Source organism: Bacillus sp. TH30 (assembly GCF_016650875.1).
GTDB classification, from domain to species: Bacteria; Bacillota; Bacilli; order Bacillales; family Bacillaceae_G; genus Bacillus_A; species Bacillus_A mycoides.
Genome location: NZ_JAEKEY010000002.1, coordinates 4,391,213 through 4,410,583, shown reverse-complemented (window position 1 = coordinate 4,410,583; position 19,371 = coordinate 4,391,213). Strand labels below are relative to the sequence as shown.

Genomic DNA, 19,371 nt, shown 5'->3' with positions numbered 1-19,371 from the left:
CCCTCATTTCTAAAGTTGTATTGTCATTCTTAAGGATTCCCTTTTCACTCATTATACATTCGTTTTTGGCACTTCTTCTTCATCGGGAACATGTAATATATTTTGCCATTTTTTATAAGGCGCACTATTTGGATCCACATACCCTTTCGCATACGAACGATCCCACAATTGTTTCATAAACATCTCTTTCTCTTTCTTTGCAACCATATCTGCACCTGTTCCGTAATAGTTTTGGAAATACAGCTCAATTTCATCAAGGAATAACCTTAACAAATCGTCAGATGTTTCTTCTAACGTCGGGTCATATTTTGCCTCACGGTCATACATTAAAATCATATCTAAAATATTATGAACATGCTCTTTACGGAGCCATCTTATATCTTGAGCGCCTAATACAAATGCATGTGTATATAAATGTCCACCTTGTATCATTGCCTTTTCTTGTTCTTCTTCAAATCGTGACAAGATGTTTTCATAAATAAACGGATTATGAAGCAATGCTCTGTGCAACTTATAACTTTCACTTGAAATATTTTTCCCCATCGACTGGATTAAAAAGCTACGGCCGACACCGTTATATTGATACACGAACTGTCCATCAACAGCAACTAAGCTAATCCAGCGATACATATACGCGTATAGAAGAGCACGATTACATTTATCGTAATCTAACTTCGTTTGCGTTGCATTCAAGTCTGGCATAAAGGCTGGTAAGTGCCAATATTTATCTAAATGCGGCGTCAAACTAGATTTTTTACTATTTAATTTGTTCACGCGGCGATAATACGATTGAAAATAATCACCTTTATCGTTCATAAAACCATTCGCAATATGTCCAGATGAAAGCTTAGGAAAATCTTGTAGCGATAATCCGTAATGAGCACGATAACAAATCACTTCAAATGGTGAAAACGCCCCGTTTACCGTATCTTTTTCTTTAAACATTTCTTGCAATAGCTCTTCTTGCAATTCTTGTTTTAAAGATGGATGTACGCCCCAATATTGTAATTCTCTATGATGAGAAACTTTCGGAACGAACGGACTTGCTAAATGGAAAAGATCTTCAATTTTTTCACGAACGTATTCATCACGATCACGCTTCTTGAAATCTGCTTCTTTTCGCAATGCTTCAACGATATTAAGCTCTAATTTGTCACGATAGCGCACTTGAAGTTCGTCATAACAATAACTCAATATATGTTCACGATAGAAGTCTTCCACCTTTTTCGACTGAATTTCTTCGGCTTTCGCATCACGACAATATTCCCCGTACAAGCTCATATAAATTTCGGACGATATATCTTTCGGTAATACACCTAAATTTAAATGTTGCTGCATATCTTGCCAAATCTTTTCTTGCAATTTCTCTTCAGCTAATACGTATACATTCGTCGGGTTCGTTTTCCCCTCAAATTCCTTGCTTCGCTTTTGGATTTCAAACAATAAATTTTCACGTGTTTCGTATAAATTATCAAAGAATCTTTCCCAATATTGAATCATTTTATCAACTGCTTGGTATAGCGATTGATACACGAGTTCTAACAACATTTCTTTACGATACTCACTTAATTTGTGTACGTACTGCGTTACAATATCTTCAAATTCTTTTTTAAACAAACGCTGCTGATTATTAATCATTTTTCCAAACCAGCCTTGTTGCTGCGCAATTTCAACGCGGCGAACAGCCGTTACAGTTCCATCAATATTACTCACATTAAATTTCTTATCGTAGTTTTGAATTAAATTACGCTTTTGTTCATTATTTTCATGTAGTCGATTCATCTTCTCTACTAACTGCTTACGAATTTCATACAGCATAAAACGTGCTGCAACTGGATGAACTGGATCCGTTTTCTTTAAAAACCATGTATTTAATTGGTAAGACTGTCCTTCTGAGCCACTCAGTGTAAAGCGGTCTGATTCGATCATGTCATATAAAAGGGTAGTAACATGCTCATGTACACGGCTCGGAATGGCATAAGCATATAAACGAACCGCATGATCAACTCTCGCTACTTCCCCCTTCATTTGTTCCATCATTTTAAGCTTCGCAGCCGATATTTTGCACTCATGCTGCAGGCGGTTTAATTCCTCATCTTTTTGCACTGTACGGTGTACGTAACTCTCTACAGCATCTAAAAACAATTTTGATTTTGCAACACCGAGCTTACCACCCTCTGCCCCTTCACGTGTTTCATGGTACATTTGTCTATAAAAAATATGAGCTTGTTCTGGCCGAGTAGCAAGATGCTCTAAGTCTTCTAAATAACTTTTCCCGCGCTCTGGCTTTTCACGCTGCATACCACGTTTGACATCTTGGTCGTATCTTTGCTTTTTTTCTTGAAATAGTTGATCTAAATGAAGCCAAGATTCATCTAAACCTTGCACCGCCCATTTTAAAGCACAGTATTTCAAAACGTGCTCATACGGATAAATAAGTTTTGCCGTTCCTGCTCCGCAATATCTCCCTTTCCCACTCGATTCTGCCAATTGCTGAATTTGATTATCTTCTTGGGCAAAATGATTTGCAGACATTGGACTAAATAACTGTAAATAAATCGTATTTGCCATTTGCTCCATATAATCTGATAAATTGTGCAAATGGTGCCCATGTAAATTTTCATAATCATATAAGAAACAATAATTGTACGGTAAATGATGCTGCTTTATCGTATGGTTTGTTCTTCCATCTTCATCCACTTGATCAGGACGATATTCTAATTCAATCGTTACGCCGCCTCGTTTTGATAATTCACCAGTCGACCCAAGCGTAATAGCGTGCAACTCTTTTAACGATGCATAACCATTCGCTTGCACAGTTTCAAACTCTTTCGCACTAACCGTTCTCGTCTTAACTAAAACATCTGGCATTAAAAACGCACCGCGAATTAAAATGTTATGATGCTGCAATTTCTTCCGGAGCATCTCACGCAAATATAATGCGATTTGTAAAAACATCCCTGAACCTGTTCCGCCAGCTAGTGATGTTACAATAATGACACGTACACCATATTCGGTCTGATCACTTGTAACTGGAAAAATCTTCTCGATTTCTTGCCAAAACGATGTGAGTTTATCTTCTTTCATCGCAGCGCGTAACGCTAACCGTGAAATGACGCGTAACTGTCCAGCCCCTTCTGTTAACGGTTTATCGAGTATAGTCGGGTCCATCGGAAACCACTCTGGAATCGTTGGATCTCCCGCAATATACTCTCTCGGTGTTTTACTCGAGCTCGTTTGCGTCTTAAACTTCCGAATATGATCAAATTTACTCAATGTATTCACATCTGTATCAAATACATGCATCGCTACCTTTTTACGACGCTCCTCAGGTAATCTTTCATATATTTGATGTGTGACAGTACTACCGATTCCACCTAAGCCAATTAAAATTGTTGGAACTTGTAATGTCATGTGAACCACCTTCCTATTCTTGCTTGTTTGAAAAGAAGAATAAAGAGAGCCGGGCCTCCTCCGCCCCTCTTACACCCTATCTACTATTCACATTCGTACCGGTAAATCTCCTTACCATATCCTCTATCAATTACTAAAAGTTCATTTGGATACAACGTCTTATGCTCCATTCCTACCTCTTCCTCTGTTATAAACATCCCATCAATAATCATCCCAACCACTTGCGATTCTTTTGCTACAAATATAGATTTCGATCCTTTTTTCGCTATTAATGTTACAGATTGCACCGTCTTTCTTTCTGCTCGGAATGGAATGCCAAAATAGTGCTTCCACCATTTATTTTTAAGTAACTCTGGTTCAGATTGATAAAGCCAATCTTTCGCTACTTCTTGATCCCATTCGTAATATAGTAATGCTTTCCGATGAAATCTCGGACGAACAATCCATCCTAAAATAATAATTCCTACTATTAAAAGTAATAAAGTAATAGGAATTACAAATTTAAAAACGAGCGCATACTTCTCAAAAAACGGCGCATTTTCAATGTGCAGTACAATCTTTTCCTTTACTTCTTTTAATTTTGAATCATTGATCGTGATGGTAGCCTCTACGGTGCCGGTATCTGTAAAATTGAATGTGTCGGAGTAATAAGGTCGAGGATAAACATAAACTTGACTACCATGCTGTTTTAATTCATAGTTGATCGATTGATTCGATGTGACACCAGTAGATTTTAATAGTTTCTTTACAGCCTCTTCTGTCATCGGTTTACCATTTAACTGCGGCTGTAAAATAAATGGTTTACTATTTTCTAAATTTGTTACCTTTTCTTCATAATCTTTCGTAACAGCTTGAAGTGTTAATTTTGGTTTTTCAGCTGGTTCAATCTTGAATTCTTTCGTCTGTCTATAAAATCCCTTTATATTCATATGGACTTTCCCGCGTACTAACTCTTTACCAACCTTTGTCTCGTAATAAAACACATGTCTTTTATCATCCCACTTCATCGGATACTGCTTTCCGTCTATTTCTACTTCTGCTTCGAAATAAGAAGTTTGAATTGGTAATTCAGTAGGTTTCGCTTCAATAACAGCTGTCACACCTTCATACATTTTCTCAACATTTTTTCTATCTTTATCATCTTTGTCGTACGTAGAAACAGTATAATTAAGCGCTGGTTCAACAAGTACTTGTAATCCCTCTTTCTCAATGTCCTGATCCACTTCTATCGTATATGTCCCTGGCTTAATCACTTCCTGATTCGCTGTACTTACATGCACTATATTTCCGAATAATTTAGCTTCTCCTGGTGCATGTATAGAAAAAGAAGACTGCAATTGTAACGGTTTGGAAAGTTGCATAACTTTATAATTAGACAAAGAAGGTGATTGTCGTACAAGCGTCATACGCTTTAATGGAAACGGTGTTGTAATCTCTACTTTTTTCCCTACTATTTTCGTTTTGACAATCGACTCAACAGAAGAAAATGGATCACGATTTGCAACTAATGCTGCCACTTGATTCACACTTTGTACAATACCATCCTCACCGCTAGACGGCATGACAACTCCATTCATTTCTTTTTTCCAAATCTCTTTAAACGTATTTAACTGCAGCTTCTCTTGCTGCCCTAAATCCTCTTCCATCGTGATTAAGACTGGGTGTAAAGAGATCTTTTTAGAATCCATCTCTTTCTTAAACTGTGCTAACTTCTGTGTAATTTGTTCTTTTCCGCCAATCTTATCTTTCTCCAAATCATTAAATGCCCCGTCAGTTAATACAATAAGCCAAAATTCACGTTTCCCATCTATATCTGCTTCCTTCTCTATAGATTGCATCGCCGTTTCTACTGCGCTAAATGGAGTATTTAAATATGTTTTCCACGCGCCGATTCCATTAATTTCTGTTTGCCTTTGATCCTTTGTTAACGAAATGTTTAACGGATCATTTGGCTTACTCATTGGAACGTAAGAAAATTTATCTTTCTCATCTAATAGCGCAACTAAACTTTGCAAGGCGTAATTGGCATACTTCCAGCGATCGTTATTTCTCATGCTGCCCGAATCATCATATACAAGTGAAACGACCCTTTCCTTTGCCTCCTCTCCTTTTGCAAAAACTGAAAAAGGTAAACATATAAATAGAAACAACATGAACGTGGCACAAATTCGAATTTTCATGATGAGGCTTCGCCACCTTTGTAGACAAATTCCTATGTTTAAATTTATGAGGGGAAACAAGATATATGACTTGTATTTTAGGACAACGAACGAACCATAACTTTATTATGTAAATAGATATATAACTTGGTAATATTCCTTCTAGCATTTTCTATCCAATTATATAAGTAAAAAAGCCTGTTTAAGCTCCACCCTTAAAACAGACTTTTCCTACTTTTAAAATTAAAAACTCTTAACAAAAAGTTTGATTTTTAATTAGCACATCACTTCAATTGTATATCCTCCAGGTGCTTCGACATAAAACGTATACGCATGTGCATGTTTAGGCGGTTCGACTGAAAATCCGTCTTCCTTCAATCTTTGATTAATTTTATTAACTTGTTCTTCATTTTCTTGTGGAAATCCTACATGAAATGTTTTCGGATAATGAACTTCTTTCCCTTTCATTAAAGTTAATATAAACCCATCATTATCCCGCAAAACCGCAAAGGCATTCCCCCTTGTTCCACTACAAGTTAAACTAAAATATTTTTCTAAAAACTCTCTAGCAGCTGTTACATCTATAACTGTTAAATTAAGATGATTAATTTTCAATTCACTCACCTTCTTTCTTAATTTTCTAACATTTTATCATATAAATAAAAAACACGCTTTTCACAGCGTGTTTCATTGCTTCACATATACCTCAACAATTGGATTATCTTTATTATCTGCATGTAAACGTATATTCTCTTCACCCGTATTATAAATGCTAGCTACCAGCATAACTGTTAACAAATTAGGGATTTTCCCATCACTCCCATATTTTCGTTCAAGAGCTTCTGTATACTCGAAATCCAAATCACCCTGCACATATGTATACACTTCAAAACCATCTTTCAAATTACATACGACCGTATCAATAATATCCGCTCCTACTTGTTTCTTCATTTCACCTCGCAGTGCTTCTATTAATTCCTCCCAAGGAACTTCGTACGTCTGAAATTGGTCTGTAGATTTCATTTCTCTTCCTCCTCGTTATGTATCCTGTTCGTATATTTCCCCTTTCGTATAACAATTATGAGAGATAGGTCATTCATACAAGCCGCACTTGTCCTGCTCACATATCGTATTACGGTAATACGGAAGGAGGAAAGAACATGCATAGACAAAAATGTTATGATACATGCCAACGTTATTTCGGTAAAGTTGTTCGAATTGAAGATCGTGATGGTCGCATTCATTTAGGTAAAATAGTAGATGTGACAAATGATTCTGTTTGGATCGAACCGGTAAAAGGGCGTTCATCTTTTGATACAGGATTTGGATACTATGACGCATATTCAAACGGTGGATGTGATATTTGCGGTGGTATTAGCAGATGTGATAACTGTGGATTTGGATTCGGTGGTGGGTTCGGTGGTGGATTTAGTGGCTGTGGATGCGGCGGTCGTGGTTGCGGTGGTTGCGGCGGCGGTGGCTGGGGCCTTGAACTCGGATTTGGCTTTATTTTTGGAATTACTTTGGCTGCATTATTTTTCATCTAACATAGTAAAGAGTTGACTATCTTTAGCCAACTCTTTTTCTATTTTTCACATATAAAAATCCGATGCCCTAAAATATGTTGATACATAAGCAGTACTTGTTCGTGTTGCACCCACGCTTCATACAATTCTTCTGGAATAAACGGTGATACATTCCACTCTGGCTCTTCCATATGTCCTGCAACTGTTTCTGCAATAGTTCCGCCACCCGCAATTGTAATTCTTTTAAAATTTGCTGCTTGAAATAAATGAATCCACTCATTCTCAGTTAATAATTCTTTCATACCGTATAACTGTCCAATCTTTTCCTCCTCTTTCTTCTCAATATGTTTTTCGGTAATCATTTCAATGACAACAAGTCTCCCATCCTTTTGTAATACACGATAACATTCCGAAATAACCTTTTCTTTATTTGTAAAAGCGAGTATAGATTCTCCAAGTACAAGCTCAAAAGAATCATTTAAACACGGTAACCCTTCTACATCGCCTTGAATCAATTGTATATTTAAACCATCAAACAACCATCTATCTTTCGCTTTTTGAATCATAATTTCATTCTTTTCAACCGCTGTCACTTTATAACCCAATTCTTTTGTCATATACGCCGCTGTTTTCCCCGTGCCGCAACCTATCTCAAGAACATTTGCTCCGTGTCTAAGTGGCAATTGAGATAGTAATTGCTTCGTTAACGTAAAACCACCAGGATGAGCACTCCCTATTCCGTAATAAGCTAAGAAGTCGATGTAAGTATTCCGTTCCATACGATTCTCCCTTTTTTATTTTATATATTCCAGGAAGGAAGAAAAGTGCATAAAAAAAGGGCGCATCGCGCGCCCTCTCTCTTACTTATCTTCACCAATATATGCCCATTTGTAGCTGTAATCTCCACCAACTGGGTGGTGAATAATACCTTTTACTTTCGCTCTTTGAACTAGAGCATCACCACGTTGGTATAACGGTGCAATTGCAGCATCTTCAAGTAACATTTTTTCAGCTTTCAGTAAGCTATCCCAACGATCTTTCGTTTTCGTTAATAGCTCGCCTTTACCTTTTTCTACAATTTCATCATATTTCGGATTTGAATATCCAGTTTGGTTATGAGGTCCATTTGTAACGAACATATCAATGAATGTCATTGGATCTAAGTAGTCAGGTCCCCAACCAGCGTAAGATAAATCATAATCTAGATCTGATTCTAATTTTAATTTTTGTTTAAACGGTTGGTTTTTCAAATTCACTGTTAAGCCCGGTAAGTTCTTCTCAAGCTCTCCTTTTAAGAACTCACCTACTTTTTTCGCATTATCGCTATCGTAGTTTAATAGCTCAATCGTTACTTGCTCTTTTCCAAGTTCTTTTTTCGCTTTTTCCCAATGCTCTTTTGCTTTCTTCACATCTGTTTTTAAAATATCTCCGTTATCTTTACGGAAGTCTTTTCCATCTGGACTTTTCGCAAATTCTTTTGGTACTAAGTAATCTGCAGGTGTAGATCCGTCATTTAAAATTACATTCGTTAAGCCTTTTTTATCATATGCCATTGCAATCGCTAAACGTAAATCTTTGCTCTTTAATACTGTATCTTGATTACCACGTTTTTGGTTTAATCGTAAGAAGTACGTTGACGGTGTTTTTTGTGTAAAGAAATCTGGATTTGATTTATATTTGTCAACCATTTCAGATGTAAGTGCTGCACGATCGATTTGTCCACTTTCATATAAGTTGACACGTGTACCGCTATCTTTTACTACGTTAAAGTTGATTTCTTCTAATTTAACTGTTTTATTATCCCAGTATTGTGCATTTTTCTTTAACTTCCAACCTTCTTCATGTTTCCAGTCTGTTAATGTAAATGGTCCGTTGTATAACGTTGTATCTGATTCTAAACCGTATTTTTCTCCTTTTTCTTTTACGAATTTTTCATTTAACGGATAGAATGTTCCGAATGAAGTTAATTCTACAAAGTAAGGAACTGGATTTTCTAATTCTACTTCTAATGTGTAGTCATCTACAGCTTTTACACCTAACGTATCAAGTGGTGCTTTGCCATCATTAATTGCTTTTGCGTTCTTTAAATCAAACATAATGTATGCATATTCCGCTGCTGTATTTTTATCTACCGCGCGTTTCCAAGCAAACACGAAATCCTTCGCTGTTACAGGTTCTCCATTTGACCATTTCGCATTTTTATTTAATGTGAATGTATATTTTTTACCATCATCACTCTTTTTATATGATTCAGCAACCCCTGGTGCTGCTTTATTATCTTTATCCAGTCGATATAAACCTTCCATTACGTTGTTTAAAGCAAGAAACGATACTTGGTCTGTCGCTTTAGAAGAATCCATAGATGGAATCTCTTGGCTCTCCGTTAAATTAAGTACTTGCTTTGCAGCTAATTTCCCGCCTTCTTTTTCGCTACTTTTCGGCGTTGTGCTTGCCTTATCTTTATCCCCTGATCCCGAGCAAGCTGTTAATGCCATACTCATTACTAGAACTGGTGCTACAACCGCTGTTAATTTTGTCATCTTTTTTCTCTTCATTTTTTTGTACCCTCCCCAATTATATGTACGATATTAACATTTAGAGATTCTCTATTAACTTTCGTTATCAGAAAATTCTTATTAATTAATATTCTACTATTTTTTTCAGTTTTGTAAAGTATTTTTGTAAATTTTCTAAATATTTATTTTTTTATGATAATAACTTGCTATTTTACTATTACTACTATATGAATTATCCCCCGTCTACTATATGTAAACATATCCCCTCTTATTCTTCTCTATTGCTATGTTCTATATTTTTCTCATCAATATGAAATCTCTGCTATCATTTATCTATCCAATTGTTGAACTCCTTTCTAATTTCCATGTGTCTTATTCTCTTATTCATACAAAAAAAGCATTTCAAAAGCAGATTAGCCGCTTTTGAAATGCTTTCATATTATTTCTTTCCGCCATCCTCAGTTACATACGCCCACTTAAAGCTATATTCTGGACTAATGTTGTGTTTCACAATTCCTTTTACATTCGGTTTCATTACATACGATCTTCCTGTTTGATATAAAGGAACTAACCCTGCATCTTCTTCAAGGAATAATTTTTCTGCTTTTCCTAACGCTTCCCAACGCTTCTTCGGATCAGATAATAATTCATTACCTGCTTTTTGCACCATTTCATCGTATTTCGGATTCGAATAACTCATTTGGTTATATGGGCTCTTCGATTCAAACATATCAATAAATGTCATCGGATCCGCATAGTCTGGACTCCAGCCTGCATAGGAAATTTCATAGTCTTGCGCTGATTCTAATTTTAATTTCTGTTTGAATGGCTGAATTTTCGTGGTAACTGTTACACCTTTTAAATTTTTCTCAATTTGATCTTTAAAGTAATCGGCAATCTTTTTCGCAGTTCCATCATCATAGCTTAGTAATTCAATTGTAACTTGATCTTTTCCGAGTTCCTTTTTCGCCTCTTCCCAAGCTGCTGCGCCTTTTTTCACATCATATTTCAGACCATTTTTAAATGTATCTTGATAATCTTTACCATCCGGTCCCGTCGCAAGCCCTTTTGGAACCAATTGATCCGTTGCTTTTGATCCATTATTTAATATAACGTTTGCTAAACCTTTTTTATCAATGGATAATGCGATTGCTTCACGAAGCTTTTTACTCTTTAACGGTGTATCTTGTCCGTTACGCTTTTGATTTAAACGTAAGAAGTACGTACTTGCTTCTGAATACTCACCATATTCATCTTTATTCGATTTATATTTATCTACAAATTCTCCTGACAGTAATGTAAAGTCAATCGATCCTGTATCATATAAATTTACTTTTGTAGCCACTTCTTTTACAACGCTGTAATTAATTTCTTCTAATTTCACAGTCTTATTATCCCAATACTTATCATTTTTCTTCAGCTGCCAACCTTGTTCATGTTTCCACGATGCCATTACAAATGGCCCGTTATACAATGTTGTGTCTGCTTCTAAACCGAATTTCTCTCCTTTTTCTTTTACGAACTTTTCATTTAAAGGATAATATGACGGGAATGCTAATAGGTTTAAGAAGTACGGTACCGGTTTTTCTAATTCTACTTCTAGTGTATAATCATCTACAGCTTTTGCTCCTAATTCTGTTGCAGGTTTTTCACCTTTATTAATTGCCTCTGCATTTTTAATATAGTAGGCAATAAACGCATATTCTGCCGCTGTATTTTTATCAAGTAAGCGCTGCCATCCATATACGAAATCTTTCGCTGTTACAGGATCTCCATTTGACCATTTCGCATCTTTACGCAGTTTGAACGTATATTTTTTACCATCTTCGCTTTTCGTACTTGATTCTGCAGCAGCCGGAATAGGCTTATTATCTTTATCAAGACGGTATAACCCTTCCATCGTGTTCCCTAAAATTTGTGCCCCTAACGTATCAGTAGATTTAGAAGTGTCCATCGTCGGAATTTCTTGGTTTTCCGTACGATTTAATACTTGCTTCGCTGCATATTTAATATCAGATTTTTTTTCTTCCCCACTATTAGATGTAGTAGTCGTTTTCTTCTCCCCACCTGAACCAGAGCATGCTGTCAATGCAACACTCATCGCTAAAACTGGTACTACAACCGCTGTTAACTTTTTCATCTTTTTTCTCTTCATTTTTGTACCCTCCCTAATTATATGTACATTACCAACCCTTGAGAGACCCCTTGCTAACAATTAGTTTTCTGAAAATTACAACTAATATTATTCTACTCTTTTTTTCGTATTTGTAAATAGTTTTATTTTAAATATTCTGATTTTAATATTCGTAATTTAGTATGATTTATCCCCCATCTACTATATGTACGTACTATACCCCTTATGCTTCTCTATTTACTTGCACTACAAATTAGTATTTTAAGCTCAATAAAAAAGCATTACAAAAGTAGATTAGCCACTTTTGCAATGCTTTTTAAATTCCATTATTTCCCGTCTTTCTCAGTTACATAAGCCCATTTAAAGCTATACTCTGGACTAATATTATGGTGAACAATGCCTTTTATATTCGGTTGTAAAACGTAAGCATCTCCACGTTGGTATATAGGTACAAGCGCTACATCCTCTTCAAGTAATAATTTCTCTGCTTTTCCTAGTTCTTCCCAACGTTTTTTCGCATCATTCGTTAATTCACCGCCCGCTTTTTTGATCATTTCATCATATTTCGGATCAGAGAAGCTCATTTGGTTATGAGAATGCTTAGAATCAAACATATCTAAGAATGTCATTGGATCTGCATAGTCAGGTCCCCAGCCAGCAAACGAAATATCATAATCTTGCTCAGTTTCTAATTTTAGTTTTTGCTTGAATGGCTGAAGTTTAATATTTACTGTTACACCTTTTAAATTTTTCTCAATTTGATCTTTTATATATTCTCCAACTTTTTTCGCATTACCAGTATCATAGTTTAAAAATTCAATCGTAACTTGATCTTTGCCAAGCTCTTTTTTCGCTTCTTCCCATGCTGCCGCTGCCTTTTTAGGGTCTTGTTTCAAACCATTTTTAAATGTTTCCTGGAAGTCTTTTCCGTCTGGTCCAGTCGCTAAACCTTTTGGTACTAAGAAATCAGCTGGCTGTGAGCCATCATTTAAAATAACAGTTGATAAATTCTTTTTATCAATTGATAACGCAATTGCTTCACGTAATTTTTTGCTCTTTAATGGTGTATCTTGTCCACCACGTTTTTGGTTCAGACGGATGAAATACGTACTCACTTGTGAATATGTTCCAAACTCATCTTTCTTATTTCTATATTTATCAACAAACTCACCGTTTAGTAAAGCAAAGTCAACTTGACCGCTATCATATAAATTCACACGAGTTGCTTGCTCTTTTACAACGCTATAGTTAATTTCATCTAATTTTACAGTCTTTTTATCCCAATATTGATCATTTTTCTTCAATTTCCAACCTTGCTCATGTTTCCATTCAGTAAGAACGAACGGTCCATTATACACTACTGTATCAGATTCTAAACCGTATTTATCCCCTTTTTCTTTTACGAATTTTTCATTTAATGGATAGTACGATGGGAATGCAACTAAGTTTAAGAAGTACGGCACTGCTTGCTCTAATTCAACTTCAAGCGTATAATCATCCAACGCTTTCGCTCCTAATTCAGTTACAGGTTTTTCTCCTTTATTAACCGCTTCTGCATTTTTTAGTGGGAATGCGATAAACGCATACTCAGCAGTTGTTTTCGGATCTAATAGACGTTGCCATGCATATACGAAATCTTTCGCAGTTACTGGATCACCATTTGACCATTTTGCATCTTTACGTAGTTTAAATGTATATTTTTTACCATCTTCACTTTTCGTACTAGATTCCGCGGCAGCTGGAGTTGGCTTATTATCTTTATCTAGGCGATATAAACCTTCCATTGTATTTCCTAAAATTTGCGAACCAAGTGTATCCGTATTTTTCGAAGTATCCATCGTTGGAATTTCATTTGTTTCTGTTCGATTTAACACTTGTTTTGCCGCTAATTTCCCCTCTGACTTGCTATCTCCACTTGAGTTTGTGCTTGTCTTTTTATCTCCGCCTGATGTAGAACATGCTGTTAGTGCCATGCTCATTGCTAAAACCGGTACTACAACTGCTGTTAGTTTTTTCATTTTTTTCTTTTTCATTTTTGTACCCTCCCTAATTCTAAACGATAGCTATTTAAGAATTTTCTGATAATTCTGTTTTTCTTTATATATTTATCAGACGATTCTTACTACTTCTTATTCTACTAATTTTTTAAAATTTGTAAAGTGTTATTATTGAAAATTATTAAAAAATTATTTTCTTACAGTAATATTCATAAAAATTCCATATAGTTTTTTAACATTGTTTTTTATCGTTACATATACACTAATTTAATAGTGTTAATGATACTTCCCAATAAATAGACTGTAGATTATCGTTAATAAATAATGTATATTTTAGAAATCTCTTTCCTACAAAAACGAAAAAAGCCCACTTTCTCAGTGGACTTTCTAATTTACAACGGTAAATCCCTCTTCCTAAACACTACAATTGCTACTATGAAAATACTAAGCGCTCCAGCAGTTAAGCCTATACTTACTGGCCATATATTATATGTTCCTTCAGCAATTTCTTTCGGACGAAACAATGTAAATAAAGATATATTTCTCATCCATTCTAACTTATCACTTAATTTCCCTACCATATCTAATACGAAAAATAAGATTGTTAAACTGGCTGAGTAGCTAAGTGCCTTTCTTTCATCATTACATATACAAGAAAAGAAAAATGAATAGGCACTAACTACTAAAAATATAAGCCCTCCAACTACATTTATTTTCAAAAATAATTCTTTATTTAAGTTATTATCTTTTAAAAACCAATCTGCACCTAATATACCAGCTACATAAGTAACAATTACAATTATTAGTAGCCCCAATATGAGAACAGTAGCTTGTGTAATTGCAATTTGCACCCTGGATACAGGTGTTGCTAATAAATATGCCATCGCCCCTTTATCTACATGACGAGCAATTAAATGCGTTGCAACCGTGACGCAAAAAATTGTTAAAATGATAATGAACAACAGGCTATAATATTCACCAGCTAAAAAATCCATTACATTTTGAATTGGGCTTTCCATTCCAACGATTTTTTTTACACTATCAGGCATGGCACTTATTAATTCATTTAACCCTTTCGCTGATACCATCGATGGGAATATCCAAATTAATAGCCATAAATAAAGGGCTGCACCAGTCGCATAACTCAAAATACTTTTTTGTGTTTCTTTCAAACTAGCTAAAAATAATTGTTTATTCATGCTTTATCCCTTCTTTCTTATCGTAATAATGCATAAATAAATGTTCTAAATCCATTGCTCTTGTTTGAAGTGCAGTTACATTATATTTTGAAAGTATTTGTAAAACAGTTTGATAGTTTCCTTGCACAATAATTGATGCTGTTTTCCCTTTCACAGCCTCGAATTGTAAATTTGATTGTGTAAGTGACTCAATTTCTTCTTGCGCTGATACTGTTACATCTATCACCTGTCGTCTCATTTCTTGTAAATCATGAATATTTTCAACTGTTACAAGGCAACCATCTTTAATAATCGCTACTCTGTCACAAGTTCTCTCAATTTCAGTGAAAATATGCGATGACATAAGAATCGTTTTCCCTCTTTGCTTTTCTTCTAATATTAAATCTATAAATATTTGCTGCATAAGTGGATCGAGTCCTGATGTCGGTTCATCTAAAATTAGCACTTCTGGATCATGCATAAATGCCGCAACTATACCTACTTTTTGTTTCATTCCTTTAGACATTTTTCGAATTGGTGTTTTCACATCGAATTGCAGACGCTCTATCAAGTCATCACGTCTCTTCGTTTCCTTTAACCCACGCATTCCTTGCATCAAATTTAAAAATTCTAATCCATTCATTCCTTCAATAAAAGAAATTTCTCCTGGTAAATAGCCAACTTCTCTTTGAATTTTCGCAGCATCTTCCCAACAATCTAATCCGAAAATTGTCGCTTTACCAGCCGTCGGTTTTATAAATCCCATTAAATTACGAATCGTTGTTGATTTCCCAGCACCATTTGGTCCTAAGTAGCCAAAAACTTCTCCTTCTTTCACTTCAAATGTAATATCAAACAAGCCTTTTCCATTTGAAAACTGTTTTGTAACATTTTGAACTGAAATCATAAACCCACCTCATTTTTTGAAATATTTAACATGTTATATTTCAAAATTATTGTACTCCTCATCTTTCATATTCGCAACAACTTTTTGAAATATTTATATGTCCATATTTCAAAAATATTGTTTTCAATTATTTTTTCTTGTATATTTTAATTGAGGTGATTGTATTGAACGGCTTTGAAAAAGTGAAAGAAAAGAAAAAACGTGCCATTAAAGATGCGGCCTTTACATTATTTTCAGAACGTGGATTTAATGAAGTGAAAATAGAACATATTGCAAAAAAAGCAAACGTTTCTCAAGTGACAATTTATAATCATTTCGGAAGTAAAGATGCGTTATTTAGGGAGCTTATACAAGAATTTATAATATCTGAATTTCAATATTATAAAAAACTTGCAGAAGAAAAATTACCTTTTCATGAGATGATGCAAAAGATGATCATTAGAAAAATGAATACTGGCGGGTTATTCCAACCTGATATGTTGCTACAAATGATGCAAAGAGATGAAGAGCTCCGAAAGTTTATTTATAGTTATCAAAACGAAAAAATCCTGCCTTGGTATTTAGAAATACTAGAACAAGCACAGCAAAAAAATGAAATTAACCCTCACCTTACTAAAGAAATGATGTTGCTATACATTCAAATGTTCACTAAATTAGGTGATGATTTCGGGGCACAGCTTCTTGAAGGAGATCGCGAAAAACATATACAAGATATCGTTACGATGTTCTTTTACGGACTGTCCGTCCCAGAAAAATAATTTTTTTCTAAAGAACAAATAAAATCACCAAAAGGCCCTTTGGATATTTAGATTTCAAGGGCTTTTTGGTGTTAAAAGAATTATTAATACTAACTTTATCTTAACGAAGTTAAATGCTGCTTTATAGATAATACCTTATTATAAATTAACTCTTTTAGCATAACAGGCTGAATTGAGATAATCGTTTCACCGAAATTCAGAAAATAACTTGAAACAAAATCAACTTCTTTCTTGTTAAAATAGCCTGTTATAATGTAATTTTCGTTTTCTTTTTGTATCTTCATGGAGGGATAATTCTCTTTATCAAAAATGTCTTTTCCTTTTTGATTAACAACGACAATAAAATCAGTTGCATCAGGCCTTCTATGAAAATTAGTAAGATAACTTAACAATTCTTCAAGATTTTTTGAATTAGTATTGCTTGTTTCCACAATAGAAAGAATTTTATCACATCTAATTATTTGAACATGATTTGTCTCAAAATTAAAGATTTTAGCATACCACTGGCCAAATTTAGATTCTATTCGAATAAATTGGGCGACCAATACTTTCTCCTCATCTTTTTTTAAATATGTTAAATGATAAACTCGCTCAGCAAAAATCCCCTGTAAAAGTTCTTTTAAGAACGGACTAAAGTTACTATGATTTGTTACTTCAAAGGAAAGCGTTCGTTCCATGATTGAAATATTTTTACTCACATTATCAGGTAATACATGTTTAAATTTATTTTCAAGCGCAATACTTTCTATATTAAATGGCTTTGTTTTGTATCCATTTAATGTAAGCATCGAAAAGTATAACGCATACATTTCATCCACACTAAAATATATTGGTGATAACACACTATTTTCTATAATTTTATAACTCCCATTTCTACCTAGTTCAGAATATATTGGTACACCTATTTCTTCTAATGATTGAATATCTCGTAGAGCGGTACTTTTAGAAATATCATATCTAACCATTAAATCTTTTAAATTAAAATATCTTTTATTATTTAAGAAAATAAGCATATCATTTATTCGTTCAGTTTTTTTCATATTTCCCTCCATAAAAGGTGTCATGTATTGAAACCTTTTTAGTCTATATTATAATTATTAACTAATAAAGGAGTTATATATTTATGACATTAGAAATAGCTATTTTTCTTTCAATGAATGGGCAAGCAAAGGAGGCAATTAATTTTTATACACGTAATTTAGAGGCCAAGAAGTTAATGATTGTTACGTATGAAGAACTGGCCAAAAGAGATAGTTCTTTTGAAATTACAAGTGAAAATAAAGATCATATTGCCCACTCTGTTTTACAAATTGGGAATACAAAGCTAATGATAGCCGAAGATACAATGAACCCTACTGAACGTTATAGCGTTGGAAATAACATGTCACTTTGCATTCAAAGTGCTAATTTAGAAGAAATACAAAGATTTTATAATAATTTAATTTCCGATAAGCATGTGAAAATAATCTCTCCACTAGAAAAAAATATATTTAGTGAAGCATATGGTATTATTGAAGATCCTTACGGCATACAAATCCAATTAATGTATGACAAACGACTAAAATAAATAATGAGTCATATTCGCATATTCCTAATAAAAAAAGACACGAAATTCGTGTCTTTTTTTATTTTACCGCAATGACTCTACCCGTTTCACTACTTTCAGTCGCCAATTGAATCAATTTAATAACGTCTAAACCTTCTTGAGCAGTTACAGGTAGTTTTTCACCATTTAATATGCTATCTCGCACTCCTTTATAATACATGTCATAGCAGCCGACTTCTGTTGGAATACGCTCTAAGCTTTCTTCTGTTTCTAAAGTAGCAAAATTCTCTTCAGAGTCTGATCCATAACCATTATCCCCTGGCTTCATTCCAGTCTTTAATTGTTCTTCCTGTGAATCCATACCATACTTCACGATAGAACCTTTATCTCCATGCAGTGTAAAATGTGGTCCAGCTTGCTTTACGTAACTGCTACTATGTAAAATAACGCGCTTCACTCCATAGTGAAGTACAACATGGAAGTAATCATCCACTTCTGCACCTGGTCGTTGTTTTATTACATCTGCGCTTATCGCATCTGGTTTCCCAAATAATGATAATGCTTGGTCAATTAAATGCGATCCTAAATCATATAATATACCTGATCCTGGTAAGTTCTTTTCTCTCCAGCGATCGCGTACATGTGGGCGGAAACGATCGAAATGCGCTTCATATGCGTATACATTCCCTATTCTTTTTTCTTGTAATAATTTCTTTATCGTTAAGAAATCATTATCCAAACGGCGATTATGATACACACTTAAAACGACATTATGTCGGTTCGCTAATGAAATAAGTTCTTCTCCTTCTTCAATTGAAACAACGAATGGTTTTTCCACAACAACATGCTTACCGTGTACAATTGCTTCTTTTACATATGGAAAATGGGTTGTATTCGGCGAAGTAATGACCACTAAGTCAATATCAGCTCGATTTACTAATTCATCAATTGTACCAACAACTTCAGCATTTGGTAATGCTTGTTTCACTACTTCTTCTTTTGATGATAAAATAGCACGAATATCGTATTCTTCTATCGTTTGTAATAACGGGATGTGAAATGTTGTACTAGAAAATCCAAATCCTACAATCCCTACACCTATTTTTTTCATGTTGCCCCTCCATTTGTCCCGCTTTAACGGGCAGTAAGATTCCTAACTCAAAATTCAGCGAAAGCAAAGAAATTAGGTGAGGAATCAACTACTCGTAAAAGCCCGATTGGTTCAACTAATAATCA

At 34.6% G+C, this 19,371-nt stretch carries 15 protein-coding genes; 3 read left to right on the top strand and 12 right to left on the bottom strand.

Features of this window, described 5'->3' with window-relative positions; all coding sequences use genetic code 11:
* Positions 1 to 51 precede the first annotated feature (51 nt).
* From JFU20_RS24935 to JFU20_RS24920, 4 genes are all read right to left on the bottom strand, one after another.
* Positions 52 to 3,414: a tubulin-like doman-containing protein gene (locus tag JFU20_RS24935; RefSeq protein WP_201038973.1), complete on the bottom strand. Its 3,363-nt coding sequence runs from the start codon at positions 3,412 to 3,414 to the stop codon at positions 52 to 54.
* Between the two features lie 83 nt (positions 3,415 to 3,497).
* Positions 3,498 to 5,594, bottom strand: coding sequence for a vWA domain-containing protein (locus JFU20_RS24930; protein ID WP_002165285.1), 2,097 nt, complete (start codon positions 5,592 to 5,594; stop codon positions 3,498 to 3,500).
* A gap of 255 nt (positions 5,595 to 5,849) precedes the next feature.
* Positions 5,850 to 6,188 (bottom strand): VOC family protein, encoded by a 339-nt coding sequence (locus JFU20_RS24925; protein ID WP_002087749.1) that lies wholly within the window; start codon positions 6,186 to 6,188, stop codon positions 5,850 to 5,852.
* Positions 6,189 to 6,260: 72 nt separating this feature from the next.
* The gene (locus tag JFU20_RS24920) at positions 6,261 to 6,596 is read right to left on the bottom strand and encodes a hypothetical protein (RefSeq protein WP_002014341.1); all 336 of its coding nucleotides are present in this window, start codon (positions 6,594 to 6,596) and stop codon (positions 6,261 to 6,263) included.
* 137 nt (positions 6,597 to 6,733) lie between these two features.
* On the opposite strand from JFU20_RS24920, the gene JFU20_RS24915 reads away from it, so the two are divergent.
* Positions 6,734 to 7,120: a hypothetical protein gene (locus JFU20_RS24915; protein WP_002014338.1), complete on the top strand. Its 387-nt coding sequence runs from the start codon at positions 6,734 to 6,736 to the stop codon at positions 7,118 to 7,120.
* A gap of 38 nt (positions 7,121 to 7,158) precedes the next feature.
* Here the strand turns inward: JFU20_RS24915 and JFU20_RS24910 are convergent, their stop codons facing one another.
* The 6 genes from JFU20_RS24910 to JFU20_RS24885 form a co-directional block, all read right to left on the bottom strand.
* Positions 7,159 to 7,878, bottom strand: a complete 720-nt coding sequence (locus JFU20_RS24910; protein ID WP_002014332.1) for a class I SAM-dependent methyltransferase — start codon at positions 7,876 to 7,878, stop codon at positions 7,159 to 7,161.
* Positions 7,879 to 7,959: 81 nt separating this feature from the next.
* Positions 7,960 to 9,654, bottom strand: coding sequence for a peptide ABC transporter substrate-binding protein (locus JFU20_RS24905; protein WP_201038971.1), 1,695 nt, complete (start codon positions 9,652 to 9,654; stop codon positions 7,960 to 7,962).
* A 400-nt stretch (positions 9,655 to 10,054) separates the two neighbouring features.
* Positions 10,055 to 11,770, bottom strand: a complete 1,716-nt coding sequence (locus JFU20_RS24900) for a peptide ABC transporter substrate-binding protein (protein ID WP_002014327.1) — start codon at positions 11,768 to 11,770, stop codon at positions 10,055 to 10,057.
* A gap of 305 nt (positions 11,771 to 12,075) precedes the next feature.
* Positions 12,076 to 13,782, bottom strand: coding sequence for a peptide ABC transporter substrate-binding protein (locus JFU20_RS24895; protein ID WP_002014326.1), 1,707 nt, complete (start codon positions 13,780 to 13,782; stop codon positions 12,076 to 12,078).
* Positions 13,783 to 14,138: 356 nt separating this feature from the next.
* The gene (locus JFU20_RS24890) at positions 14,139 to 14,945 is read right to left on the bottom strand and encodes an ABC transporter permease subunit (protein ID WP_002165283.1); all 807 of its coding nucleotides are present in this window, start codon (positions 14,943 to 14,945) and stop codon (positions 14,139 to 14,141) included.
* Entirely contained in the window at positions 14,938 to 15,831 is an 894-nt protein-coding gene (locus JFU20_RS24885; protein ID WP_002014324.1) for an ABC transporter ATP-binding protein, read from the bottom strand. Before JFU20_RS24885 ends, JFU20_RS24890 begins: the two co-directional genes overlap by 8 nt.
* A 137-nt stretch (positions 15,832 to 15,968) precedes the next feature.
* On the opposite strand from JFU20_RS24885, the gene JFU20_RS24880 reads away from it, so the two are divergent.
* On the top strand, positions 15,969 to 16,589 hold the full coding sequence (locus JFU20_RS24880; RefSeq protein ID WP_079998970.1) for a TetR/AcrR family transcriptional regulator: 621 nt from the start codon (positions 15,969 to 15,971) through the stop codon (positions 16,587 to 16,589).
* Between the two features lie 95 nt (positions 16,590 to 16,684).
* Here the strand turns inward: JFU20_RS24880 and JFU20_RS24875 are convergent, their stop codons facing one another.
* On the bottom strand, positions 16,685 to 17,653 hold the full coding sequence (locus tag JFU20_RS24875; RefSeq protein WP_002014319.1) for a helix-turn-helix transcriptional regulator: 969 nt from the start codon (positions 17,651 to 17,653) through the stop codon (positions 16,685 to 16,687).
* Between the two features lie 59 nt (positions 17,654 to 17,712).
* Between JFU20_RS24875 and JFU20_RS24870 the strand changes: the two genes are divergently transcribed.
* Positions 17,713 to 18,156: a VOC family protein gene (locus tag JFU20_RS24870; protein ID WP_002014318.1), complete on the top strand. Its 444-nt coding sequence runs from the start codon at positions 17,713 to 17,715 to the stop codon at positions 18,154 to 18,156.
* Between the two features lie 58 nt (positions 18,157 to 18,214).
* On the opposite strand, the gene JFU20_RS24865 is transcribed toward JFU20_RS24870, so the two are convergent.
* Positions 18,215 to 19,246, bottom strand: coding sequence for an oxidoreductase (locus JFU20_RS24865; RefSeq protein ID WP_002014316.1), 1,032 nt, complete (start codon positions 19,244 to 19,246; stop codon positions 18,215 to 18,217).
* Between the last annotated feature and the right edge of the window lie 125 nt (positions 19,247 to 19,371).